23 protein-coding genes and 2 pseudogenes are annotated in these 24,595 nt (G+C 63.4%); 22 read left to right on the top strand and 3 right to left on the bottom strand.

Annotation, left to right across the window (positions count from 1 at the left end; genetic code table 11):
- The first annotated feature begins 4 nt into the window (after positions 1-4).
- Complete coding sequence (locus NKL06_RS13175) at positions 5-343, top strand: hypothetical protein (RefSeq protein WP_023692595.1); 339 nt, start codon at positions 5-7, stop codon at positions 341-343.
- A gap of 10 nt (positions 344-353) precedes the next feature.
- On the opposite strand, the pseudogene NKL06_RS13170 reads toward NKL06_RS13175, so the two are convergent.
- A pseudogene (locus NKL06_RS13170) lies at positions 354-1,130 on the bottom strand (efflux RND transporter permease subunit); the annotation flags it as partial.
- A gap of 195 nt (positions 1,131-1,325) precedes the next feature.
- Here NKL06_RS13170 and NKL06_RS13165 point away from each other — a divergent pair.
- Positions 1,326-2,603: a 4-aminobutyrate--2-oxoglutarate transaminase gene (locus NKL06_RS13165; RefSeq protein ID WP_023692593.1), complete on the top strand. Its 1,278-nt coding sequence runs from the start codon at positions 1,326-1,328 to the stop codon at positions 2,601-2,603.
- 121 nt (positions 2,604-2,724) lie between these two features.
- Here the strand turns inward: NKL06_RS13165 and NKL06_RS13160 are convergent, their stop codons facing one another.
- Positions 2,725-3,978: an NAD(P)/FAD-dependent oxidoreductase gene (locus NKL06_RS13160; RefSeq protein WP_286461320.1), complete on the bottom strand. Its 1,254-nt coding sequence runs from the start codon at positions 3,976-3,978 to the stop codon at positions 2,725-2,727.
- Positions 3,979-4,469: 491 nt separating this feature from the next.
- On the opposite strand from NKL06_RS13160, the gene NKL06_RS13155 reads away from it, so the two are divergent.
- The 18 genes and pseudogenes from NKL06_RS13155 (at position 4,470) to trmB (ending at position 21,737) form a co-directional block, all read left to right on the top strand.
- The gene (locus NKL06_RS13155) at positions 4,470-5,762 is read left to right on the top strand and encodes an imelysin family protein (RefSeq protein WP_023692591.1); all 1,293 of its coding nucleotides are present in this window, start codon (positions 4,470-4,472) and stop codon (positions 5,760-5,762) included.
- A 59-nt stretch (positions 5,763-5,821) separates the two neighbouring features.
- Positions 5,822-6,133 carry a (2Fe-2S)-binding protein gene (locus NKL06_RS13150; protein WP_023669536.1) on the top strand — a complete coding sequence of 104 codons (312 nt, stop codon included), beginning with the start codon at positions 5,822-5,824 and terminating at the stop codon, positions 6,131-6,133.
- Positions 6,099-6,584, top strand: a complete 486-nt coding sequence (bfr, locus tag NKL06_RS13145) for a bacterioferritin (RefSeq protein ID WP_023669537.1) — start codon at positions 6,099-6,101, stop codon at positions 6,582-6,584. Before NKL06_RS13150 ends, bfr begins: the two co-directional genes overlap by 35 nt.
- Positions 6,585-6,596: 12 nt before the next feature.
- Complete coding sequence (locus NKL06_RS13140; protein ID WP_023692590.1) at positions 6,597-8,186, top strand: di-heme oxidoreductase family protein; 1,590 nt, start codon at positions 6,597-6,599, stop codon at positions 8,184-8,186.
- A complete protein-coding gene (locus tag NKL06_RS13135; protein WP_023692589.1) occupies positions 8,186-9,265 on the top strand; it encodes an imelysin family protein in 1,080 nt (359 codons plus the stop codon). The genes NKL06_RS13140 and NKL06_RS13135 overlap by 1 nt, the downstream gene beginning before the upstream one ends.
- Positions 9,266-9,267: 2 nt before the next feature.
- Positions 9,268-10,374, top strand: a complete 1,107-nt coding sequence (locus NKL06_RS13130) for a DUF1513 domain-containing protein (RefSeq protein ID WP_023692588.1) — start codon at positions 9,268-9,270, stop codon at positions 10,372-10,374.
- A gap of 107 nt (positions 10,375-10,481) precedes the next feature.
- Positions 10,482-11,159 carry a tRNA (adenosine(37)-N6)-threonylcarbamoyltransferase complex dimerization subunit type 1 TsaB gene (gene tsaB / locus NKL06_RS13125; protein ID WP_023669541.1) on the top strand — a complete coding sequence of 226 codons (678 nt, stop codon included), beginning with the start codon at positions 10,482-10,484 and terminating at the stop codon, positions 11,157-11,159.
- Positions 11,159-11,653 carry a ribosomal protein S18-alanine N-acetyltransferase gene (gene rimI / locus NKL06_RS13120; RefSeq protein ID WP_023669542.1) on the top strand — a complete coding sequence of 165 codons (495 nt, stop codon included), beginning with the start codon at positions 11,159-11,161 and terminating at the stop codon, positions 11,651-11,653. The genes tsaB and rimI overlap by 1 nt, the downstream gene beginning before the upstream one ends.
- Before the next feature lie 28 nt (positions 11,654-11,681).
- Positions 11,682-12,482 (top strand): lyso-ornithine lipid O-acyltransferase, encoded by an 801-nt coding sequence (gene olsA / locus NKL06_RS13115; RefSeq protein WP_023669543.1) that lies wholly within the window; start codon positions 11,682-11,684, stop codon positions 12,480-12,482.
- Between the two features lie 76 nt (positions 12,483-12,558).
- Positions 12,559-13,968, top strand: a complete 1,410-nt coding sequence (miaB, locus tag NKL06_RS13110) for a tRNA (N6-isopentenyl adenosine(37)-C2)-methylthiotransferase MiaB (protein ID WP_023669544.1) — start codon at positions 12,559-12,561, stop codon at positions 13,966-13,968.
- Between the two features lie 83 nt (positions 13,969-14,051).
- A complete protein-coding gene (locus tag NKL06_RS13105) occupies positions 14,052-15,044 on the top strand; it encodes a PhoH family protein (protein ID WP_027049340.1) in 993 nt (330 codons plus the stop codon).
- Between the two features lie 17 nt (positions 15,045-15,061).
- Positions 15,062-15,568 carry an rRNA maturation RNase YbeY gene (gene ybeY, locus NKL06_RS13100; RefSeq protein ID WP_023692587.1) on the top strand — a complete coding sequence of 169 codons (507 nt, stop codon included), beginning with the start codon at positions 15,062-15,064 and terminating at the stop codon, positions 15,566-15,568.
- A 28-nt stretch (positions 15,569-15,596) separates the two neighbouring features.
- A complete protein-coding gene (locus tag NKL06_RS13095) occupies positions 15,597-16,691 on the top strand; it encodes a hemolysin family protein (protein WP_023682011.1) in 1,095 nt (364 codons plus the stop codon).
- Between the two features lie 20 nt (positions 16,692-16,711).
- A pseudogene (locus tag NKL06_RS13090) lies at positions 16,712-17,181 on the top strand (VOC family protein).
- A gap of 77 nt (positions 17,182-17,258) precedes the next feature.
- Positions 17,259-18,851, top strand: coding sequence for an apolipoprotein N-acyltransferase (lnt, locus tag NKL06_RS13085; RefSeq protein WP_023692586.1), 1,593 nt, complete (start codon positions 17,259-17,261; stop codon positions 18,849-18,851).
- A 137-nt stretch (positions 18,852-18,988) separates the two neighbouring features.
- Positions 18,989-19,408 carry a helix-turn-helix domain-containing protein gene (locus NKL06_RS13080; protein ID WP_023669550.1) on the top strand — a complete coding sequence of 140 codons (420 nt, stop codon included), beginning with the start codon at positions 18,989-18,991 and terminating at the stop codon, positions 19,406-19,408.
- A 222-nt stretch (positions 19,409-19,630) separates the two neighbouring features.
- Positions 19,631-20,896, top strand: a complete 1,266-nt coding sequence (metK, locus tag NKL06_RS13075) for a methionine adenosyltransferase (RefSeq protein ID WP_023669551.1) — start codon at positions 19,631-19,633, stop codon at positions 20,894-20,896.
- 139 nt (positions 20,897-21,035) lie between these two features.
- Positions 21,036-21,737 carry a tRNA (guanine(46)-N(7))-methyltransferase TrmB gene (gene trmB / locus NKL06_RS13070; protein WP_023688742.1) on the top strand — a complete coding sequence of 234 codons (702 nt, stop codon included), beginning with the start codon at positions 21,036-21,038 and terminating at the stop codon, positions 21,735-21,737.
- Between the two features lie 42 nt (positions 21,738-21,779).
- Here trmB and NKL06_RS13065 read toward each other — a convergent pair whose 3' ends face one another.
- Positions 21,780-21,944: a hypothetical protein gene (locus tag NKL06_RS13065; protein WP_023669553.1), complete on the bottom strand. Its 165-nt coding sequence runs from the start codon at positions 21,942-21,944 to the stop codon at positions 21,780-21,782.
- A gap of 335 nt (positions 21,945-22,279) precedes the next feature.
- On the opposite strand from NKL06_RS13065, the gene rimP reads away from it, so the two are divergent.
- Both rimP and nusA read left to right on the top strand, forming a co-directional pair.
- The gene (rimP, locus tag NKL06_RS13060; protein ID WP_023669554.1) at positions 22,280-22,924 is read left to right on the top strand and encodes a ribosome maturation factor RimP; all 645 of its coding nucleotides are present in this window, start codon (positions 22,280-22,282) and stop codon (positions 22,922-22,924) included.
- 47 nt (positions 22,925-22,971) lie between these two features.
- Positions 22,972-24,567: a transcription termination factor NusA gene (gene nusA, locus NKL06_RS13055; protein ID WP_023669555.1), complete on the top strand. Its 1,596-nt coding sequence runs from the start codon at positions 22,972-22,974 to the stop codon at positions 24,565-24,567.
- Positions 24,568-24,595: the final 28 nt, after the last annotated feature.

The following is a 24,595-nucleotide window of genomic DNA, read 5'->3' as shown; positions in this document are numbered from 1 at the left end:
TCCTATGGCGGAATGGAAGTTCGAAGACCCACCCAATGTCGCGGTGTTGTCGGACAGAAGCATATTTAAACGTGGTGACTGGATCGCATACGTTGTGCACGAAGCTGATGACGACGATAACCACAACGATGAGGGTGGCAGTTGGCAATTTCATAGCAACGACAAGCAAAATCGAGATGAACCCGAGATAATGCTCGTCAGCCTCCAGAATGTGGTTCAGCGGGATGAGAGCATCCTGGAATTGGCCGATTTGCCAAAAGGCTGGCATGCTTGGCGCAGTTCAAAATTGTCGCCCTGGCAGCGCGCTAAATCACTCCCTGTACCCTCCAACGACAACGAGTGATGCAGGAGGGCTAAGTCGAGCTTTGCGCCAGTTCGCCGTTCTCTGGAACAGATGGTTCGTCCCCCTGCTTAGGCTCTTGATCCTGAACCACGTCACTTAAAGCGCCGGCAGGAACAGCAGCGTGATCGCCGTGCCGGCTATGATGCCGCCCATCATGGCGTAGGCCATCGGGCCCCAGAACACTTCGCGCGCGATCGGGATCAGCGCTAGGCTGGCGGCCGCGGCTGTCAGCGCGATCGGCCGCATGCGGTGCTTGGTCGCTTCGATCACGGCTTCCCAGCGGTCTTGGCCCTCGGCCACCAGATACCCGATCTGCACGATCAGGATCACCGAGTTGCGGATCAGGATGCCGATCAGCGCCAGGACGCCCAGAATGGCGACGAAGCCGAGCGGTGCGCCGCTCGGCACCAGGGCCGCGACCACGCCGATCAGGCCGAGCGGCGCCACCGCCACCACCAGGAACAGGCGCTGAAAACTTTGCAACTGGATCATCAGGATGGTCGCCATCACGAACAGCATCAGCGGCACCACCGCTGCGATCGGTCCCTGGCTTTTGGCGCTTTCCTCGACCGAGCCGGCGGTTGCAACGGAATAGCCGGGCGGCAGTTTGGCGATGAAGGCGTCGACCGACGGCTTCAATTCGTTGACGACGGTGGCCGGCAGCACGTCGCCAACGAGGCGCGAACGGTGATCGTCGGGATGCGGTTGCGCCGCCACACCGTCGGCTGTTCGAGGTCGTAGCGGAAGTCGCCACTGCCGCGAGCGGGATCGCTTCGCCGTTCCCGGTGACGGGTGAGCTGTCACGGACTGCCCCGTACGTGTATCGGTCGGCTGGTTAAGACCGGTCTGTCGAAGTGGCCCGCATCGACGACAGGCCCAATCGCCCGGCGGCGGTGCCAACTTGAGGAAAACGTGAAATAAGGTCAGAAGAGGCCTTGGCATTCATCTAACGAGAACGGGCGTCGGCCCGATGAGGGACGAAATGAAGAACGCAGCCATTTCCGAGCGCAAGAACCAGTCGATCTCGCGCGGCGTCGGCATGACGACGCAGATCTATGCCGACCGCGCCGAGAATTCGGAGATCTGGGATGTAGAAGGCCGCCGATACATCGATTTCTCCTCCGGCATCGCCGTCGTCAACACCGGCCACCGCCATCCCAGGGTGATCGAGGCGGTCAAGGCACAGCTCGACCGCTTCACCCATACCTGCCACCAGGTCGTGCCCTATGAGAGCTATGTGCGGCTGGCCGAACGGCTGAACGGCATGCTGCCCGGCAAGTTCGAGAAGAAGACCATCTTCGTCACCACGGGCGCTGAAGCCGTCGAGAACGCCATCAAGATCGCCCGCAACGCCACTGGCCGCCAAGCCGTCATCGCCTTTGCCGGCGGCTTCCACGGCCGCACCTTCATGGGCATGGCGCTGACCGGCAAGGTCGTGCCCTACAAGGTCGGCTTCGGCGCCATGCCGGGCGACGTCTACCACGCGCCCTTCCCGGTGCCGCTGCATGGCGTGTCGGTTGCCGATTCGCTTGCCGCGCTCGACAGACTTTTCAAGGCCGATGTCGATCCGGCTCGCGTTGCCGCCATCATCATCGAGCCGGTCCAGGGCGAGGGCGGCTTCTACGACGCGCCGCGCGAATTCCTGACGGCGCTGCGCAAGCTCTGCGACCAGCACGGCATGCTGCTGATCGCCGATGAGGTGCAGACCGGCTTTGCCCGCACCGGCAAGATGTTCGCCATGGATCATCATGAGGTCGCGGCCGACATTACCACCATGGCGAAAAGCCTGGCCGGCGGCTTCCCGCTGGCGGCGGTCACCGGCCGCGCCGACATCATGGATGCGCCCGGTCCTGGCGGGCTCGGCGGCACCTATGGCGGCAGCCCGATCGGTGTCGCCGCAGCACACGCCGTGCTTGACGTCATCGAGGACGAAAAGCTGTGCGACCGCGCCAATACGCTGGGCGCCCGGCTGAAACAGCGGCTGCAGTCGATCCGCGACGATGTGCCCGAGATTGTCGACATCAGGGGTCTCGGCTTCATGAACGCGGTCGAGTTCAACGACGTCAAGAAGGGCCTGCCGTCGGCCGAGATCGCCAACGCGATCCGGCTGAAGGCGCTCGACAAGGGGCTGATCCTGCTGACCTGCGGCGTCTACGGCAACGTCATCCGTTTCCTGGCTCCGATCACCATCCAGGACAATGTCATGAACGAGGCGCTCGACATTCTGGAAAGCTCGATCCGCGAAGTCTGCGCTGCCTAGCGCAAACCCCTACCTCGCCCTTGTGGGGAGGTCGGACCGCAGGTCCGGGTGGGGGCCTCGCGCCGACCCCAACCCCGCTGCTTCGCACTTACCCTCCCCACAAGGGGGAGGGTAAGTGCGTCTAGCCCGCAGCCCGTGCCGGCTCATCCTGCTGGAACGCGGCCAGCGCCGCCTTCAGCCCATCAGGCCCTTCCGCAACAGTCTGCGCCATCGGCGAAAACCCGGCCCCGAGCATCTTGCGGCCCAGCATATGGTCGCCCGGCCTGTTGACGGATTCGATGCCGAGCAGCCGGCTTCCAGCATAGTGGTAGATCGAGAACTTGTTCTCAGCGAGGTCGCCCAGCACGACATGGCTGTCGCCGCCCGAGGTCAGCCCGACCATCTGCAGTTTCATGTCGCCGATGTCAGACCAGAACCACGGCACCGCCGCATAGGCGTCCGTATGGCCGGTGATCGTGCGTGCGGCAAGCCGCGCCTGGTCGGTGGCGTTCTGCACCGATTCCAGCCGCACGTCGCCGCCGGTCGACCAGTGGCGGTAGGAAGCGGCGTCGCCGATGGCCAGAATATCAGGCACTGAGGTGCGCATCTGTTGGTCGACGCGGATGCCATTGGCGACAGTCAGTCCGGCAGCCTGAGCAAGTTCGACATTCGGCACGGCGCCGATGCCGACGATGACCATGCGCGCGGGCAGCCTTTCGTCGGTGGAGGTGATGGCAGCGCAGACATGGCCGTTTTCCCCTTCCAGCCTGGCAATGGTGGTGCCGGTGAGGATACGCACGCCGATCGCCTCCAGCCGTTGGCGGACATGGCTCGCCACCACCGGCGCCACGGCGCGGCCAAGCAGCCGGTCGACAGCCTCGACCAGGGTGACGTTGCGGCCGGCGGCCCTCAGCGTAGCCGCGATCTCCAGCCCGATGAAGCCGCCGCCGAGGATGACCACGTCTTCGCTTTGGGCGCTGAGCTGGCGGATCAGCCGCGCATCGGCGATCGAGCGCAGCGACAGCACGCCCGAGAGGTCGGCGCCCGGCAGCGGCAGGAGCCGCGGCCGCGAACCGGTGGCCAGGATGAGCCGGTCGAACGGCAGCACGCCGCCGCCTGCTATGTCCAGCTTGCGGCCTGCCGTATCGATGCTGTCGATTCGGACGCCCGGCCTGAAGTCGATGGCGCTGCCGGTGTAAAAGGCCTCGCCGCGCAAGGGTTGCGGCTTGGCATCGGCGTCCTTGATGAAGGTCTTCGACAGCGGTGGCTTGTGATAGGGCAGATCGGTTTCGTCGCCGATCAGTACGACAGGCCCGTCATAGCCTTCCTCGCGCAGGCTGGCGGCCGCTTGCACGCCCGCATGACCCGCACCGAGAATGACGACCCCGTTCTTCATCGCAAACCGAATTCCTGTTTCAAATCTGGAGCATGATGCCGAAAGTGTGAAGCGGTTTTCGGACGACATCATGCTTTGATTGTGAGCCGTTCCGCCAGATGGCGATTGTCTGCCGCCGTCGCAAGAGCCCCGGTCCGGGTCGCACCCGGAACGGTCGCTTGTCAATCGCGCCGTCTCTCATCTTGGCTGCTGGCTATACGATTTAAAGTTGACAGTCCTAGTTTAGAATAATTCTAAACTGTTGTTTCAATTGAATTTTCTAGGGTTCACCAGTTGACTTCCGGCCTCGCCATCGTTTTATGGAGGCTCGCGCGTCAGCGCATCCCTTTGATGTTTGGGCCTTGAACCCGTTCGATTGGAGGCATTTGGTGTCTTTCTCCCGTGAGCCGCAGAGCGGCGCGGCATCTGTGGTGTCCTACGGCATGCCTATGTCCCGGCACCGTTTGGCACGCGCGCCTTTTACCGAATCCCCTTTGAACTGGAGACTGATGATGACAGCGCGATATGGCGGCAGACTGGCTGCGATCGGTGCCACGGCTATGTTGACGGCGGCGGTTTTCATCCTGCCGGCCAAGGCGGCGGAGATCGATGCCAAGGCGGTCATCAAGACCTATTCCGACATCGCGCTGGCCAAGTACGAGGATTCGCTGACCACGGCGCAGGCGCTCGACAAGGCTGTCGACGCGCTGCTTGCCAACCCGTCGGCGGACACGCTGAATGCCGCCCGCGATGCCTGGAAGGCGTCGCGCGTGCCCTACCAGCAGACCGAGGTCTACCGCTTCGGCAACAAGATCGTCGACGACTGGGAAGGCAAGGTGAACTCCTGGCCGCTCGACGAAGGCCTGATCGACTACGTCGCCAAGAGCTACGGCACCGAGTCCGACGCCAACGCGCTCTACACCGCCAATGTCATCGCCAACAAGGACATCGAGATCGACGGCAAGAAGGTCGACGCCTCGAAGCTTTCGCCGGAGTTCCTCGCCGGCACGCTGCAGGAGGCCGGCGGCATCGAGGCCAATGTCGCCACCGGTTATCACGCCATCGAATTCCTGCTCTGGGGCCAGGATTTGCACGGCACCGGCCCGGGCGCCGGCGAGCGTCCGTACACCGACTACGACCTCAAGAACTGCACCGGCGGCAATTGCGATCGCCGGGCCGAGTATCTGAAGTCGGCCAGCGATCTTCTGGTCTCCGACCTGCAGGAGATGGTCGGCAACTGGAAGGAAGACGGCGCCGCCCGCAAGAACCTCGTCGATGGCCAGCCGAACACCGCTATCTCGGTGATCTTCAACGGCATGGGCTCGCTGTCCTACGGCGAACTGGCCGGGGAGCGCATGAAACTCGGCCTGCTGCTGCACGATCCCGAAGAGGAGCACGACTGCTTCTCGGATAATACCTACAACTCGCATCTCTATGACGCCATCGGCATCCGCGCCGCCTATCTCGCCAGCTACACGCGCATCGACGGCACCGTCGTTTCAGGCCCGTCGGTGCACGATATGGTCAAGGCGGCCGATCCGGCGATCGACAAGGAACTGTCCGACAAGCTCGATGTCTCGGTCGCCAAGATGGAGGCGATCAAGGCGCGGGAAGTGGCCGGCGAGGCCTACGACCAGCAGATCGCCGAGGGCAACACCGAAGGCAATGCTACCGTGCAGGCGGCAATCGACGCGCTGGTCGACCAGACCAAGTCGATCGAACGCGCCGTCGGCGCGCTGAACCTGAACAACATAGCCTTCGAGGGGTCCGACAGCCTCGACGCACCGGACAAGGTGTTCAAGTAGCACCCCAACCAACTACCAGCCAAACGGCGCGGAGGGGCGCCGTCAGCCAGAGCCAATCCATGCTGATCTGCCATTGCAACATCATCACCGAAAAGGAGATTGAGCAGACGATCGTCGATCTGCTGGATCAGGACCCCTGGCAACTGATCGTGCCGGCGAAGGTCTATCACACGATGCAAAAGCGCGGTCGCTGTTGCGGCTGCTTCCCAAATGTGGTCGAAACGATCATTCGGGTCACCGAAAATTACCACACCCGTTCGGAGGCGAGCGGCGTGGACATCGTTTCACACCTGGATCGCGTCAGAGGCCTGCGCGTCCAATATGGGAGCAGAATCCATGAAAGGCGAACCGCAGATCATCGAGCGGCTTAACGAGGCTCTGTTCCTGGAGCTTGGCGCCGTCAATCAATACTGGGTGCATTTCCGCCTGCTCGAAGATTGGGGATATGCCAAGCTGGCAAAGAAGGAACGCGCCGAATCGATCGAGGAGATGCACCATGCCGACCGGCTGGTGGCCCGTATCATCTTCCTCGAAGGGCATCCCAATTTGCAGTCCGTGGCGCCGTTGCGCATCGGCCAGAACGTCAAGGAAGTGCTCGAATCCGATCTCGCCGGCGAATATGACGCACGCACCGCCTACAAGCGTTCGCGCGAGATCTGCAACGAAGCCGGCGACTACGTGACGATGAAGCTGTTCGAGGAATTGCTGGCGGATGAGGAAGGTCACATCGACTTCCTCGAGACGCAGCTCGACCTCCTTGCCTCGATCGGCGAGGAAAAATACGGCCAGCTCAACGCCGCATCGGCGGACGAGGCGGAATAGGACCATGCAGGAATGCGGCGCCCCATAGATATTCTGCGCCGCTTGCGGCGGGCCGCCGGCCCGCTGCTCCTCAAAAACCCGCGATATCAGGCCTTTCGCGGGCTTTCGGTTGTAACCCTGGCGGCAATTTTGGCCCCGGCCCTGGCCGGATCGTCGGAACCGGTCGGCCTCGCCACGAGCCGCACCGACCTGACGCCGAAGGACCAGGCCCGCGTCCTTGCAGTTACCAGGCCAACCCAGGATTTCTCCAAGCCCGAATCCTTCGAAACGATGCAAGGCGGCGCCGGCACGTCGCGCAAGCAGGTCGACCGCGACGCCTTCTCGCAACCCTCTGAAAACATTACCTTCGAGGAACAGGGCAATTTCAAGCTCGGCAATGCGCTTTTCCGCAAGAACTGGGTGTCGTCGCCATCCTCGACCCAGGCCTCGGACGGTCTCGGACCCCTGTTCAACGAGCGCGCCTGCCAGAATTGCCATTTGAAGGATGGCCGCGGCCGCCCGCCGGCCGCCGACAGCCGCACCACGTCGATGTTCCTGCGGCTGGCGCGCGATGCGAGCACGGCCGAGGAAAAAGCCGAGATTGCCGTGCACAAGGTGCTGAACTTCCCCGATCCGGTCTACGGCGCGCAGTTGCAGGAACTGGCGGTGCCCGGCCTCAAGGGCGAAGGCCGCATGTATGTCGATTATCGCAAGGAAAAGGTCACGCTCGGCGACGGTAGCATCGTTTCGCTGCGCAAGCCGAGCTATTCGCTCGACGGGCTTGGCTACGGCCCGCTTGACCCGCGCACCACGCTGTCGCCACGTCTGACCCCGCCCATGATCGGCCTTGGCCTGATCGAACAGATCGCGCCGGCCGACATCCTTGCCCATGCCGATCCCGACGACCGCGACGGCATTTCCGGCAAGCCCAACATGGTGCGTGACCTCAGCAGCGGGCAACTGACGCTTGGCCGCTTCGGTTGGAAGGCGCAGACCGCATCGATCCGCCAGCAGGCGGCGGACGCCTTTGCCGGCGATATCGGCATTTCGACGCCGGAAGAGCCCAGCCACTGGGGCGATTGCACCGCAGCCGAAGAGGCCTGCTTAGCCATGCCCAATGGCGTGCAGAAGCGGCTCGGCCCGGTCGAGGCGCCACCACCGGTGATGGACCTCGTCACCTTCTATTCACAGAACCTTGCGGTGCCGGCGCGGCGCGATGTCGGCGCACCCGCCGTGCTCGCCGGCAAGAAGCTGTTCTACGAGATGGGCTGCATTGCCTGCCATACGCCGAAATTCGTCACCATGCGCGGGAACAAGGCGCAGGCGTTCCAACTGATCTGGCCCTATTCCGACTTTCTGCTGCACGACATGGGGCCTGGCCTTGCCGACGGCCAGGCGGTGGGCGATGCCACGGGCAGTGAATGGCGCACCCCGCCGCTATGGGGCATCGGCCTGACAAAGACCGTCAACGGCAACGCTTTCTTCCTGCATGACGGGCGTGCGCGCACGCTTACCGAAGCGATCCTGTGGCATGGCGGCGAGGGGCAGAAGGCGCGCGATCGCTTTGCCGCCGCCAATACGGCCGACCGCGATGCTCTCATCAAATTCCTGGAGTCATTCTGATGCTCAAGCGGGTTTTGCCTGTTCTCCTCCTCCCATTGGCTCTGTTCGGTGCGTCCCCGGCATCGGCCTCGGTGAAAGCCTCCGACGTGATCCAAAGAGCGATCGACGGCTTTGTCCGCCCCGCCTATGCCAGCCTGCATGGCCATGCCGGCACCTTGGCGAAGGCCATGGACGCGCTCTGCCAGGCGCCGTCGCAGGGCAACCTCGATGCCGCGCATGCCGGATTCTCGGCCACGGTCGCAGCTTGGTCGTCGGCTGAAATCATCGGCTTCGGGCCAATCAAGGAGAACAACCGGCTGGAGCGCATGCTCTACTGGCCGGACCGAAAGAGCATCGGCCTGAAGCAGGTGCAGGCGGCGCTGGCCGGCAAGGATCCGACCGCCACCGATCCGGCGCAGCTGGCGGGCAAGAGTGTCGCGATGCAGGGATTAGGGGCGCTTGAGTTCGTGCTTTACGGCGACGGCGCCGAGACGCTCGTCGGCAAGGACGAGCCCTATCGCTGCGCCTATGGCGCGGCAGTCGCCAAGAACATCGAGACCATGGCGGCCGATGTCGACGCGGCCTGGAAAAAACCGGACGGTTTTGCAGCCTCGTGGGCTAATCCCGGACCCGACAATGCGCTTTACCGCGACGGCACCGAAGCGGTGACCGAACTGGTCGGCGTCTTCATCAACGAGCTGGAAATGGTCCGCGACGTGCGCCTCAAAGGTTTTTTCGGCGCCAAGCCGGAGGCTGACAAGCCAAGGCAGGCGATCTACTGGCGGTCGCAAAACACCGGCCTGTCATTAGCCGGCAACCTCTCCGGCATTGATGCGCTGTTCCAGGCCTCGAAGCTCGGCGACGCGCTGCCCGAGGATAGCAGATGGATGGCGGAATCCATCCATATCCAGCTCATCAATGGCGTTGCCACTGCCAAATCCATCCAGGGTCCGATCGACAAGACGCTGGCCGATCCCGCGGAGCGCGGAAAACTCGAGCATTTCGCGCTGATCACCTCCAGCCTGTCGGGCCTGATCGGAACCAGGCTGACCGCCGAGTTCGGCCTGACCGCCGGCTTCTCCTCGCTCGACGGAGACTGATCATGAGGACGCCGCTGATCGACCGCCGCGATTTTCTCAGGGCTGCCGGCGCCGGCTTCGTCGCGTCAATGGCGCCGCGGGCCTGGGCGGACACGCTTGCCGCCGATGCCGTCTTTGCCACCGCCTTCGGCAAGCGCGACGGCAGCTTTGGCGCCGCTGTGTTGTCGGAAGCCGGAAAAGTATTGCATGCGATCGACCTGCCCGACCGTGGCCACGACGTCACCTTCGATCCGGCCTCAAAGCGCTCCGTGGTCTTCGCCCGGCAACCCGGCACCTTCGCCGTGGTCTTCGACCATGCCGGCCGCGAGCCGCCGCTGACCATCGCCAGCATCACCGGTCGGCATTTCTTCGGCCACGGTGTGTTTTCCACCGACGGCGCGCTGCTTTACGCCACCGAAAACAATTTCGACAATGCCGCCGGCGTCGTCGGGATCTACGACGCACGGGCCAAGTTCAGCCGCATCGGCGAGTTTCCGACCTATGGCATGGGGCCGCATGAGCTCTTGCTGCTCGGAGACGGCCGGACGATCGCCATCGCCAATGGCGGCATCGAGACCCATCCCGACTATGGCCGCGCCGAGCTCAACATCGCCACCATGAAGCCGTCCTATGTGCTGGTCGATCGCACAACCGGCGATCTCATCGAAAAGCACGAACTGCCGCCGGCTCTGCACCAGCTGTCGATTCGCCACATGGATGCCGACCCCACAGGCACCATCTGGTTCGGCTGCCAGTACCGCGGGCCGGGCACCGAGCGGCCACCGCTGGTCGGCCGCGCCACGCGCGGCAAGGGGCTGCAGCTGCTCGACATGCCGCAGGACGTGCTATCCGGCTTCCGGAATTACATCGGCTCGGTCGCCGCCAACCCGATTGCCGGCACGGTCGCGGTGTCTTCGCCGGAAGGCAATTCGCTGGCCGTCATCGACGCCGCCAGCGGCAAGATCGTCGCCACCAAGGCGCTGGTCGAGGTCTGCGGCCTGGCGCCCGACGGCCCGGGCTTCATGGCAACCACGGGTGCTGGCGAAATCATCGAAGGCAGCGGCGCGACGCGCTCCGAGCCCGACTATGTCTGGGACAACCACATGCTGCGCATCGCGCCGGCGGCGTAAGCCGTCCGGCCTGCACCGAAGCGAAGCCACTTAACAATTTACGCGCTGGCTCTTGCGGCGGCGCGCCGTGGCGGGCAGAGGGAGACTGTTTTTCGAACCGGTCGCCCATGAAACTGCTCGCCATCGACTGTGCCGCCAATCTCTGCGCCGCTTGCGTCTATGACGCATCGGGCGGCAGAGAACTTGGCCGCTCGGTACTCGATCTCGGCAAAGGCCATGCCGAACACCTGATGGCTGTCATTGACGAAGCGCTGAAAGCGGACGGCACCGATTATGCCGGCCTTGGCGCCGTTGCGGTTTCCATCGGTCCGGGTTCCTTCACCGGCCTGCGGGTGGGCGTCTCGGCGGCGCGCGGCCTGGCGCTGGCGCTGAAGATCCCGGCGATCGGGGTAACGACACTGGAGGCGCTGGCGGCCGAGGCGAGGGCGGCATTTCCCGGCCGCCCGGTCCTGGCCGCTCTCGATGCCGGCCGCGAGGAAATCCATGCCGCGCTTTACGATGCGGAAGCGATTTTGCGCTATGGTCCGGCGGTGACCACACTTGCGCAAGCCGCGGGAATGGCGGCGGACAATCGTCCGGTGCTTGCCGGCACGGCCGCCGTGCAGATCGCAGCCGCGGCCGGTCGCGATTTCGATATCGGCCCGACGGCTGCCACCGCCGACATTGCCGTCTACGCCCGGCTCGCCGCTGCAAAAGGCGAGGGCGACAAGCCGAAGCCACTCTATCTGCGCGGCGCCGATGCCAAGGCGCAGGCCGGGTTCATCCTGTTGAGGCAGGAAAAGTGATGCGCATCCCTTTCCTCCAGCCGCGCCGCAGGGACTATGCGCTCGAGCCGCTGACCATCGCCGACAGCCCGGCAGCGTCGGTGCTGCACCGCGAGGATTTCGTCCGGCCCTGGACCGATGGCGAGTTCGCCGCGTTGCTCGAACAGGAAACCGTGTTCGGCTATGCCGCGCGCGAAATCGGCCAGGGCGCCAAGCCGCCGGTCGGCTTCGTGCTGGCCAGGCTTGCAGCCGGCGAGGGCGAGATTCTGACCGTGGCGGTGGCGCGCTCGCATCGCCGCCAGGGGCTCGGCTGGCAATTGATGGACGCCGTACTGCGCGAATTGCATGCGCAGCGCGCCGAGGCGCTGTTCCTTGAGGTCGACGAGACCAATGTCGCTGCCATCGCCCTCTACCGGCGGCTGGGCTTCCGCCAGGTCGGGCACCGCGCCAATTATTACCGCTCGACCGAACATGGTCCTACCGGCGCGCTTGTCATGCGCCGCGATCTTCGCTAGCCAAAGTTTTGGGGCAGGGCCAAGCTGCATGATCGGAAAAATCAGGATTTTCCTGGCGCTGAGCCTCGTTGTCATCGGTTCGCTGGTCCTTGTGCCTTTGCAGCTGCTGTCGATGAAGACTGGAATCTGGCGCGAGACGGTCATTCTGAAGGCCTGGCACAGCCTCATCGTCCGGACGCTCGGCCTGCGCATCCATGTCAAAGGTGCGCTGTCCAGCCAGCGCCCGCTGCTGGTCGCCTCGAACCATATCTCCTGGACCGACATCATGGTGCTGGGCTCCTTTGCCGATGTGACCTTCATCGCTCGGGCGGACATGGAGGGATGGCCGCTGATCGGCTGGCTGTCGAAATTGCAGCGTACGGTCTTCATCGAACGCGAGCGTAAGCGGACAGCTGGCGACCAGGCCAGCGAGATCGCCAGCCGCATGGCCAAGGGCGACGCTATGGTGCTATTTGCCGAGGGCTCTACCGGCGACGGCAACACCATCCTGCCGTTCAAGAGCACCTTGTTCGGCGCCGCCTCGATGGCGATTTCGGAAGGCGCGGCCGAGCAGGTCTTCATCCAGCCGCTGGCGATTGCCTACACGCGGGTGCACGGCGTGCCTCTCGGCCGTCGCCACCGGCCGCTCGCTGCCTGGATCGGCGATCAGGACCTGATGCCGCATCTCAAGGTGCTGATGGCCGAAGGCGCCATTGACGTCGAGGTGCATTTCGGCGAGCCCATCGCCTTTTCCAAGGGCTCGAACCGCAAGGAAACGTCGAGGATGATGGAAAGCAAGGTGCGCGCCATGATGCAGGCCGCGCTCGCCGATCCCCGACCGAGCCGCTAGCGCAGGCCGAGCGCCTACAGGCCGATGCCCGAGAATCGTCTGTTTTTTGTCACGGAAAGGCGTTAGAAGCCGCCGGATGGATTTGAACACGATAGAGCGGAACGAAACCGACAGCGCCTCGCAAAGCGCTGCTGCTGCGTCCGCCCCGGCCAAAAAGGTCTTCGTCAAGACCTATGGCTGCCAGATGAATGTCTATGACTCACAGCGCATGACCGATGCGCTGGCCGCCGACGGCTACACCGCGACCGATGTCATCGCCGACGCCGACCTGGTGCTGCTCAACACCTGCCATATCAGGGAGAAGGCGGCGGAAAAGGTCTATTCTGAGCTCGGCCGCATCCGCGACATGAAGGCTGAACGCGCAGCAGTTGGGCGCGAAATGCTGATCGGCGTCGCCGGTTGCGTCGCGCAGGCCGAAGGCCCGGAAATCATCCGCCGTTCGCCTGCTGTCGATCTGGTCATCGGCCCGCAGACCTATCACCGGCTGCCCGATGTGCTGGCCCGGGTGCGTGGCGGCGAAAAGATCGTCGAGACCGAATACGCCATCGAGGACAAGTTCGAGCATCTGCCGCAGCCGAAGCGTGCCGAAATGATCAAGCGCGGCGTCACCGCCTTCCTCACGGTACAGGAAGGCTGCGACAAATTCTGCACCTTCTGCGTCGTGCCCTATACCAGGGGCTCGGAAGTGTCGCGGCCGGTGGCGCAGATCGTCGCCGAAGCCGAGCGGCTGGCCGATGCCGGTGTGCGCGAGGTGACGCTGCTGGGGCAGAACGTCAATGCATGGCACGGCAAGGGTGAGGATGGCATGGAATGGGGGCTTGGTCGCCTGCTGTTCCGGCTGGCCGAAATTCCTGGCCTGGCGCGGCTGCGCTACACCACCAGCCATCCGCGCGACATGGACGACGAATTGATCGCTGCCCATCGCGATCTCCCGGCTTTGATGCCTTATCTGCACCTGCCGGTGCAATCCGGGTCAGACCGCATCCTCAAGGCGATGAACCGCAGGCACACGGCCAAGGACTATCTGGCGCTGCTCGAGCGCATCCGCGCTGCGCGCGGCGACATCGCGCTGTCCGGTGACTTCATCGTCGGCTTCCCCGGCGAAACCGAGGCGGATTTCGAGGCGACGATGGGTCTGGTGCGCCAGGTGAACTACGCCTCGGCCTTCTCGTTCAAATATTCGCCGCGTCCCGGCACGCCGGGCGCCGATATGCCCGATCACGTGCCGGAAGCGGTCAAGGATGAACGTTTGCAACAGCTGCAGGCATTGTTGCTCAAGCAGCAGCAGGATTTCGGCCTGGGCCTGGTCGGCAGCACCATCGACACGCTGATCGAGAAGCCCGGCCGTCAGGCCGGCCAGAAGGTCGGCCGCTCGCCCTGGCTGCAGCCGGTTATTGTTGATGAAAAGGCCGGCGAAATCGGTGACATTATCCGGGTGCGAATCACGAAGACGGGCTACAATAGCCTGTTCGCCGAGTTGGCTTGATGGCCTCGGCAGATGAGGAGAGACGGTTGAGCGCTGCTGAAGTGAAGACTCTGCCCCAGAACCAGACGTCCGGGGCCTCTGACATGGCGCACATCGTTCTGACTTTCGACAACAACAAGCTTGCCAGCGCCCTGTACGGCCAGTTCGACGAGAACCTGGCCCGGCTCGAGCAGAAGCTCGGCGTCGACATCCGCTCGCGCGGCAACCAGCTCACCATCAAGGGCTCGGCCTCGGCGGCCGAGCAGGCGCGCCGCGCGCTCGACAATCTCTACGGCATTCTCCAGAAGGGCACCGATATTGGCCAGTCCGACGTCGATGGCGCCGTGCGCATGGCGATTGCCGCCGACGACCAGCTGACGCTGCCGACGCTGGAACGCAAGGGCAAGGTTTCGGCCGCCCAGATCTCCACCCGCAAGAAGACGATCTATGCCCGTTCGCTCAACCAGGACGCCTATATGCGGGCGCTGGAGCGTTCGGAACTTGTCTTCGGCATTGGCCCCGCCGGCACCGGCAAGACCTATCTGGCGGTGGCGCATGCGGCGATGCTGCTCGAACGCGGCATGGTCGAGCGCATCATCCTGTCACGCCCAGCGGTCGAGGCCGGCGAGCGGCTGGGTTTTCTGCCCGGCGATATGAAGGAAAAGGTCGATCCGTACCTGCGGCCCCTCTATGACGCGCTCTACGACATGATGCCGGCCGACAAGGTCGAACGTGCTATCGCTGCCGAGGTCATCGAAATCGCGCCGCTGGCCTTCATGCGCGGCCGCACGCTGGCGCATGCCGCCGTCATCCTCGACGAGGCGCAGAACACCACGCCGATGCAGATGAAGATGTTTTTGACCCGCCTCGGCGAGAATTCGCGCATGATCGTCACCGGCGATCCGACGCAGATCGATCTGCCTCCAAGCACCAAGTCGGGCCTCGTCGAAGCCTTGCGTGTCCTTGACGGCGTGGCCGGCGCGGTAACCGTGCGCTTCAACGATGTCGACGTTGTGCGCCACCCGCTGGTGGCCGAAATCGTCAGGGCCTATGACCGCGACGCCAAGCTGGCGCGGGGCCTCGGCGCCGAGAGCTGATGTGACGATGCGGGCTCATGCCTGAAGACATAAGACCTGGCGGCGGGGATAGTTCGGTTCCCGTCGAGATCGATATGTCGGTCGGGGCCGGCGACTGGCCCGATGAGGCGGCGCTGACGCGTCTGGTCAATCGCGCCGTGTCGGCTGCCTTTGCCGAAACCGCTGCTGCCGGTCCTTCCGAACTCAGCATCGTCTTTTCCGACGATGCCCATATCCGTACCCTCAATGCCGGCTGGCGCGGCAAGGACAAGGCGACCAACGTCTTGTCTTTCCCTGCTTTTCCGTTCCCCAGGGGTGGCAAGCTGCCGCCCATGCTGGGTGACATCGTGCTGGCCGCCGAGACGGTGGCGCGCGAAGCAGCCCTGGAAGACAAGCCCTTCGAGAACCATATCACCCATCTCGTCATCCACGGCCTGCTGCATTTGCTGGGCTACGATCACGAGACCGATGCAGAGGCCGAGGAGATGGAAGCCATCGAGCGCTCAGCGCTCGCAAGGCTTGCCATTCCCGATCCCTACACGTAATGACAAAAGACCAATTGACCGGACGACGATGAACGACAAACCAGAAACTGCCGCCCGCCCCGAGGCTGGCAGTGCGACAAAGCCTTCCGATACGACGGAAGAGGGATCGAGTCCGAGTCCCAGTTCCGGCAGCCCCGCTTCTGGTAGTATTGCCAGCGAGCCATCGCCTGCCGGTCCGTCCCTGTTCGACCGCGTCTTGGGCCTTTTCAGGCAGCGGAACGGCACCAGCCTGCGCGAGGAAATCGCCGGCGCGCTTGCCGAAACGACCAGCGATGCCGGGTCTTTCTCGCCCGGCGAACGCGCCATGCTCAACAACATATTGCGCCTGCGCGAGGTACGCGTCGAGGACGTCATGGTGCCGCGCGCCGATATTGAGGCCGTCGAGATCACCACGACGTTGGGCGATCTGCTCGGTCTGTTCGAGCAGTCCGGCCATTCCCGCATGCCGGTCTATTCCGAGACGCTCGACGATCCGCGCGGCATGGTTCACATCCGCGACGTGCTGGCCCACATCACCAAGGTCGCCCGGGTCAAGAAGGGCAGAACATCCAGGAAGACGCCGGCAACGACGCTTCTCGACCTCGCCCAGGTCGATCTCGGCCGCACCATCGGCGACCTCAATCTGATCCGCCCGGTGCTGTTCGTGCCGCCCTCGATGCTTGCCTCCGACCTGATGGGCCATATGCAGACGACGCGAACCCAGATGGCGCTGGTCATCGACGAATATGGCGGCACCGATGGTCTCGCCTCGCTGGAAGACATCGTCGAGATGGTCGTCGGCGATATCGAGGACGAGCATGACGAGGACGAGCCGCTGATCACCCAGACCGGCGAGGGCGTGTTCGTAGTCGACGGCAAGGCCGAGATCGACGAGGTCGCCAAGATGATCGGCGAGGACTTTACCGCCGGTGAGCATGGTGAATATGTCGACACGATCGGCGGCATGATTTTCAACACGCTGGGCCGCGTGCCCGCGCGTGGTGAGGTTGTGCAAGCCATCCCCGGCTTCGAATTCCACGTGCTCGACGCCGATCCGCGCCGCGTCAAGCGGGTGCGCATCGTCCAGAACCAGAAGGGCGAGCGTCGCCGCCGCGTGACCGCCCCCCGCACCGAGCAGGCCTAGGACAGAACGTTGCCCGGCCGATGACGATCGACGATCCCTTCAAGCACTCAACCTTTGGCTCGGGTGTCTTCTACAACGACCCGCGAGCCGCATTGAAATGGCTCGGAACGGCCTTCGGCTTCGAGCCGAGCATGGTGGTCAGCGACGCTGACGGACGGCTGGTCCATGCCGAAATGCGCTTTGGCGACGGCACATCATCGTCGATTCCGAATGGGCCGATCATATTGCCAGTCCGGTAAGCGTCGGCGGCAAGAACACTCAGTCGGTCTGTGTGCGTCTGAAAGACGGCCTGGACGTGCATTGTGAGCGGGCAATGGCGGCTGGAGCCCAAATCGTCGAGGAGCCTGCCGACCATTTCTACGGCGAACGGCAGTATCGGGCGCGCGACCCCGAAGGCCATGTCTGGACCTTCACCCAGACCTTGCGCACCGTGCCGCGCGAGGAGGCCGAGCAACTGAGCGGGCTAACCATTGAGGGATGGCACCGATAGCGCAGCGATCGGCCGGTTCGCGTTTCAATAAATCTGATAAATCTTGGCTCTTGATTCGCGCGACCTGGGAAGTCTGTATGGAGCGCCTTGCCGGCCGGATAATTCTGCTTTGGGGCTGGCGGCGCGCGCTGGTGGCGTTTCTTGCCGGGGCGCTAGCGGTGCTCGCCCAGGCGCCTTACGATTTCTTCGCCGTCTGTTTCGTCTCGTTTCCACTGCTGGTCTGGCTGCTCGACGGCGCCACCGGCGATGCTTCCGACGGCTGGCTCAGGCGCCTGCGGCCGGCTTTTGCCATCGGCTGGTGGTTCGGCTTCGGCTATTTCCTCGCCGGCCTGTGGTGGATCGGTGAGGCGCTTCTGGTCGAGGCCGACAGTTTCGCCTGGGCCTTACCCTTCGCGGTCGTCGGCATTCCTTTGGCGCTGGCATTTTTCTACGGCTTCGCCACCGTCGTCGCGCGGCTGTTATGGACCAACGACATTGGCCGCATTGCCGGCCTTGCCTTTGCTTTTGGCCTGACGGAATGGCTGCGCGGCTTCCTGTTCACCGGCTTTCCCTGGAATGCCGTCGGTTATGCGGCGATGCCCGTGCCGCTGTTGATGCAAAGCGTGTCGGTGACCGGCATGGTCGGCATGAATGCGCTGGCGGTCTTTGTCTTCGCCATCCCGGCCTTGCTTGCAGCACGCCGGCATGTCCGTCTCGGTGTGGTCCTGCTTGCCATTCTCGTCGCCGCCCATGCCGGCTTCGGCTATGTCAGGCTCGCGACCCCCGACAAGCCGACAACCCGCACTCTCGATGTCCGTATCGTGCAACCGGATGTCGACCTCAGCGAAAAATGGGACGCCTCGGTGCGCGACCGCATCTTCGCCACGATGATGGGCCTGTCGGCCGCAGCGCCCGATCCCGGCCATAACAAACCGCAGTTGATCCTGTGGCCGGAGACCTCGGTACCGTTCCTGTTCACCGAGCGTCCGGAAGCGCTGACCGCGCTCGGCGACATGCTGCAGCCTGGTCAGATGCTGATTGCCGGCGTTGTGCGCGAGGAGCGCGGATCCGTGGCGGATGCCGACAGCCGCTACTACAATTCGGTGGTGGCGATCGACGACAAGGGCGAAATCGCTGATGCCGTCGACAAGGTCCATCTGGTGCCGTTCGGCGAGTATCTGCCGTTCTCCGGTCTGCTCAGCCGCTTCGGCATCGGACAGCTCGTCGCCGGGCCGATGAATTTCGCCGCCGGCAACGAACGCCATCCGATCGCTTTGCCCGGCGGGATCAGCGCCTTGCCGTTTATTTGCTACGAGGTGATCTTTCCTGATCTTGTGGCTGTTGACGCAACGTCATCCCAGCTTATTGTGAACGTCACCAACGACGCATGGTTCGGCGACACGCCCGGGCCGTACCAGCATTTCAGGCAGGCTCAGATTCGCGCGGTGGAAAACGGATTGCCGCTGTTGCGCGCCGCCAACAACGGCATTTCCGCCGTTGTCGATACGCGGGGACGCATCGTCGACGCATTGGCGGTCGATGCACGTGGCGCCATCGACGTGCGGGTGCCGATCTCCGGCCAAGCCTTCATCTCCGCCGCGGGGCGGCGCATTAACGGAATGCTGATCATGTTGGTGTTTGCCGCAATCGCCCTCAGCTTGAACGTAAGGCAACGGCTACGGGTGAATTGACAGTCGACACATTAGAAACTCATACTGTTACCGCCTAATTTTCTCGAAGTCGGTTGGTGTTTCTGTTGGGGCAGTTGGCTCCGGCTTCGTTTGGGCGAGAAAAATAGAAAAGGCCGGAAAAATTCGGCGAGGAAAAAATGACAGAAGAAAACAAGAAGAAACCGAATCCGATCGACATCCATGTCGGAAGTCGCGTCCGCCTTCGGCGCAATATGCTTGGAATGAGCCAGGAAAAGCTTGGTGAAAATCTCGGTATTACGTTTCAGCAGATCCAAAAATATGAAAAAGGAACGAACCGCGTCGGCGCCAGCCGTCTGCAGGCAATAGCCTCGATACTCAGCGTGCCTGTCGCCTTCTTTTTCGAGGATGCGCCAGGGCAGGAGCCGGTGGGTAATAGAGGATTTGCCGAGGACACTTCGATGGCTTTCGCCGTCGAATTCTGCGGCAGTCCGGAAGGGCTTCAGCTCAACCGCGCGTTCGTCAAGATCGCGGATGTGAAGGTGCGCCGCCGGATTATCGACCTTGTGAAGTCCCTTTCTGCCGAAGATGCCGAGTGATTCGGTGGGTCGATTGACCCATTGGCCCCAGTAATCCCCCGGGCCCGAGTAGCCCAGAGGCTCGACTGCCGGCGGCGCCAAGCCGCCGGTGGTACAAGATATATTGCTGCGGCACTCATGCCAGAACCGCGGCACCGCTTGACGAGCGGCGCCCGGCACCGTTAACACGTGGCGCGCCAAAATCGGCAGCCCTGCCGATCGTTTTTTCAAGAGGGGACACCCGTGACGCGGCAGAACTACTTCTTCACCTCGGAATCCGTGGCCGAGGGTCATCCCGATAAAGTCTGTGACCGCATCTCGGACGAGATCGTCGATCTGGTCTATCGCGAGGCCAAGAAGACCGGCATGGACCCATGGAAAGTCCGCGTCGCCTGCGAGACGCTCGCAACCACCAACCGCGTCGTCATCGCCGGCGAAGTAAGGGTTCCCGATACTCTGCTGAAGCGGGACAAAGCCGGCAACATCCTCAAGGACGCCGCCGGGCATTCGGTCGTCAACCCGGCCAAGTTCAAGTCGGTCGCCCGCAAGGCGATCCGCGAAATCGGCTACGAGCAGGCCGGCTTCCACTGGAAGACGGCAAAGATCGAGGTTCTGCTGCACGGCCAGTCGCCCGACATCGGCCAGGGAGTCGACAACGCCGCCGACCGCCAGGGCGAAGAGGGTGCCGGCGACCAGGGCATCATGTTCGGCTATGCATGCCGCGAGACCCCGGACCTGATGCCGGCGCCGATCTATTACAGCCACAAGATTCTCGAACTGCTCGCCGCTGCCCGTCACGAAAACAACGGCGAAGCCGGCAAGCTCGGGCCTGACGCCAAGAGCCAGGTCACCGTTCGCTATGTCGATGGCAAGGCCGCCGAAGCGACTCAGATCGTGCTATCGACGCAGCATCTCGACGCGACCTGGGATTCCAAGAAGGTCCGCAAGGTCGTTGAGCCTTACATCCGTGAGGCGCTCGGCGACCTCAAGATCGCCGACGATTGCATGTGGTACATCAACCCGACCGGCAAGTTCGTCATCGGTGGGCCGGACGGCGACGCCGGCCTGACCGGCCGCAAGATCATCGTCGACACCTACGGTGGTGCTGCCCCGCACGGCGGCGGCGCCTTCTCCGGCAAGGACACCACCAAGGTCGACCGCTCCGCCGCCTACGCGGCGCGCTATCTCGCCAAAAATGTGGTGGCGGCCAAGCTCGCCGACCGCTGCACCATCCAGCTGTCCTACGCCATCGGCGTTGCTCAGCCGCTGTCGGTCTATGTCGACCTGCACGGCACCGGCAAGGTCGACGAGGCCAAGCTCGAGGAAGCGCTGCGCACGGTGATGGATTTGTCGCCATCCGGCATCCGCAGGCATCTCGACCTCAACAAGCCGATCTACGCAAAGACCTCGTCCTACGGCCATTTCGGCCGCAAGGCCGGCCGAGACGGGTCCTTCTCCTGGGAAAAGACCGATCTGGCCAAGGCGCTCAAGGACGCGATCGCTGCTTAGGCATGATTCCAAAAAGTGGGTACCGGTTTTTTGGAAAAGATCGTGCTCCAACAAAGGATTAGATTGAGATGAGATTTCAGCCAAATCTCATCTCAATCCCAAATCTCATCTCAATCTAAGCGCGGCGCGCGACCAGGCCATGGATCCACAGGACAGGCGGAGCCGCGCGACCGAAGGGTTCTTCGGCCGCCGGCACGGCAAGACCATTCGCCCGCAGCAGGCGGCGGCGCTGGAAAGCGGTCTTGGGGCCTATGGCCTCGACCTCTCCGTCCAGGCGCCGGCAGAATTGCGCGCGCTATTCTCAGCGGATGTTTCAACGGTTCGGCTGGAAATCGGCTTCGGCGGCGGTGAGCATCTGCTGCACCGTGCCACGGAGGCACCGGCGACCGGCTTCATCGGTGTCGAGCCGTTCGTCAACGGCATGGCCAAGCTGATGATGGCGGTGCGGGAAAAGCCGCTTGCCAATCTTCGCGTTTATGATGACGACGCCACGCGCCTGCTCGATTGGTTGCCGCAGGCGTCGCTCGACGGCATCGATCTGCTCTACCCCGATCCCTGGCCGAAGAAAAAGCACTGGAAGCGGCGTTTCGTCAGCCCGCTCAACCTCGATCGGTTCGCGCGCGTGCTGAAGCCGGGCGGAAAATTCCGCTTCGCATCCGACATCGACACCTATGTGAACTGGACCTTGTTGCACTGTCGGGCGCATGGCGCGCTCCTCTGGCAGGCGCAAGGTGGGGCCGACTGGCATCGGCCCTATGAAGGCTGGCCGGGCACACGCTACGAGGCGAAAGCCATTCGCGAGGGCCGACGGCCGGCCTATCTCACCTTCATCAGAAAATAGTTCGATGCGGGAAAGTGTCCCGCATCAACAGCCGGTCTGGCTTCAGAAACGGCCGATCTTGCCGAAAGCGGTCGGGTCCATGCCGAGCCGGCGCAGATCGTTGGCGCGCGGCTTGCGGCCGGCTTCGACGGCCCGCGAGGCGGCAACGGCGCTGCCGAACAGGGCAAAGGCGTCGCCTATGGCGGAAAACACGGTACGGTTGCTCATTGTCTTGACCTTTCGCGCGCCACCGCGCGCTCATCTTTGATTTGTGCAGTGCAACATAGATAGGGATGTGAAATCCGGGATCACAGGGCCGTTACCGCATAGCCGGCATGCGCCGCGCGCAATCCTGCCAGCCGTCCCCGGCTGCACTCTGCCCGGCCCGTCAACAGACTTGAAACACCGGCCGGGATCGTCTATATCAGCCTCAAATTCTTGGTCGGTATGACGAAGAGTGGGTCCACCCGGTCCCGCTCTTTTTTATTACCTGCCGGTCAGCCATCAGCAAAGAGATGGTTCGGGACGACGATCATCCTGATCCAGAGAACGACAGGAACCGCATGACTGCAACGGCAAGCGAAGCCGACGACCGCATCATCCGCGAAAGCGGTATCGATGCGCGCATCGCGCTGATCGTTCAGCCGGTGTTGCGAGGCATTGGCTTCCGCCTCGTGCGGGTGCATCTGTCGGGCCAGAACGGCCTGACGCTGCAGATCATGGCCGAACGCGAGGACGGCACCATGACCGTCGAGGATTGCGAAGAGGTCAGCCGCGCTGTGTCGCCGGCGCTCGACGTCGATGACCCGATCGAGAAGGCCTATCATCTCGAAGTGTCGTCGCCGGGCATCGACCGGCCGCTGGTACGCAAGTCGGATTTCGTCACCTGGACCGGCCATCTGGTGAAGATGGAAACCTCGGTGCCGGTCGCCGACCGCAAGCGCTTCAAGGGCAAGATCGCCGAAGCCGGCGAAGACGACATGCTGCTCGAGCGCGACAAGGCCGCCTACGGCGAAGAGCCGACGGTTCGCATTCCTTATGACGCGATCGCCGATGTGCGGCTGATCCTCACCGACGACCTTATTCGCGATGCCCTTTCGAAGGACAACCGGGAACGCAAGGAAGCCAAGAAACGCCGCGGCGAAGCTGATGATGCACCCGAAGGTGCTGAAGGCGGCGCGGAAGACGAAATCGAACAGGAACTATGATGAGCGGCCGGGCCTAAAAGCTCGGCAACAAGCTCGGGAGAAATAAGATGGTTGTAAGCGCCAACAGACTTGAACTGCTGCAGATCGCCGACGCGGTGGCGCGTGAAAAGTCGATCGACAAGTCGATCGTCATTGCCGCCATGGCTGATGCGATCCAGAAGGCCGCGCGCTCGCGCTACGGCCAGGAAACCAACATCCGCGCCGACATCAACGCCAACACCGGCGAGATGAAGCTGCAGCGGCTGATGGAAGTGGTCGAGAAGGTCGACGACTACGCCACCCAGATCGCCATTTCCTCGGCCCGCGAGCGCAATCCGGACGCCCAGCTTGGCGACTTCATCGCCGAACAGCTGCCGCCAATGGATTTCGGCCGCATCGCCGCCCAGTCAGCCAAGCAGGTCATCGTGCAGAAAGTGCGCGAGGCCGAGCGCGACCGCCAGTATGACGAATACAAGGACCGCATCGGCGAGATCGTCAACGGCACCGTCAAGCGCGTCGAATATGGCAACGTCATCGTCGATCTCGGCCGTGGCGAGGCGATTATCCGCCGCGACGAGTTGATCCCGCGCGAAAACTACAAGTACGGCGACCGCGTCCGCGCCTATGTCTACGACGTGCGCCGCGAACAGCGCGGCCCGCAGATATTCCTGTCGCGCACCCATCCGCAGTTCATGGCCAAGCTCTTCACCATGGAAGTGCCGGAAATCTATGACGGCATCATCGAGATCAAGTCGGTCGCCCGCGACCCAGGCTCGCGCGCCAAGATCGCCGTCATTTCGCGTGACTCGTCGATCGATCCGGTCGGCGCCTGCGTCGGTATGCGCGGCAGCCGCGTCCAGGCCGTGGTCGGCGAATTGCAGGGCGAAAAGATCGACATCATTCCGTGGTCGCCTTCGGCCGCCTCCTTCATCGTCAACGCGCTGCAGCCGGCGGAAGTCGCCAAGGTCGTGCTCGACGAGGATGCCGAGCGCATCGAAGTGGTGGTTCCCGACGACCAGCTGTCGCTGGCCATCGGCCGTCGCGGCCAGAACGTGCGTCTTGCCTCGCAGCTCACCGGCTGGGACATCGACATCCTGACCGAGGCCGAGGAGTCCGAGCGCCGCCAGAAGGAATTCGTCGAACGCTCGTCGCTGTTCATGGAAGCCCTTGATGTCGACGAGATGGTCGGCCAGGTGTTGGCCTCCGAAGGCTTCACCAGCGTCGAGGAAGTTGCCTACGTCGATTCGGGCGAGATCGCCTCGATCGACGGTTTCGACGAAGACACCGCTTCGGAGATCCAGACCCGCGCCCGCGAATATCTGGAGAAGATCGAAGCCGAGCATGACGACAAGCGCAAGGCGCTGGGCGTCACCGACGAACTGCGCGAGATCCCTGGCGTCACCACCGCCATGATGGTGACGCTCGGCGAGGATGGCGTGAAGACGATCGAGGATTTCGCCGGCTATGCCGCCGACGACCTGACCGGCTGGAAGGAACGCAAGGACGGCGAGACCAAGGTATTCCCGGGTGTGCTCGCCAATCACGGCGTGTCGCGCGCCGACGCCGAGCAGATGGTTCTGGCAGCCCGCCTCAAGGCCGGCTGGATCACCGAAGACGAGCTTGCAGCCGAACAGGTCCCGGCTGACGAAGCCGTTGGTGCGTGAGGTGAAACCGCATCGCACACAACCCGCC

The sequence above is a fragment of the Mesorhizobium sp. C268A genome (assembly GCF_040324475.1).
Classification (GTDB): domain Bacteria; phylum Pseudomonadota; class Alphaproteobacteria; order Rhizobiales; family Rhizobiaceae; genus Mesorhizobium.
This window is presented reverse-complemented; position numbering and strand designations above follow the sequence as displayed.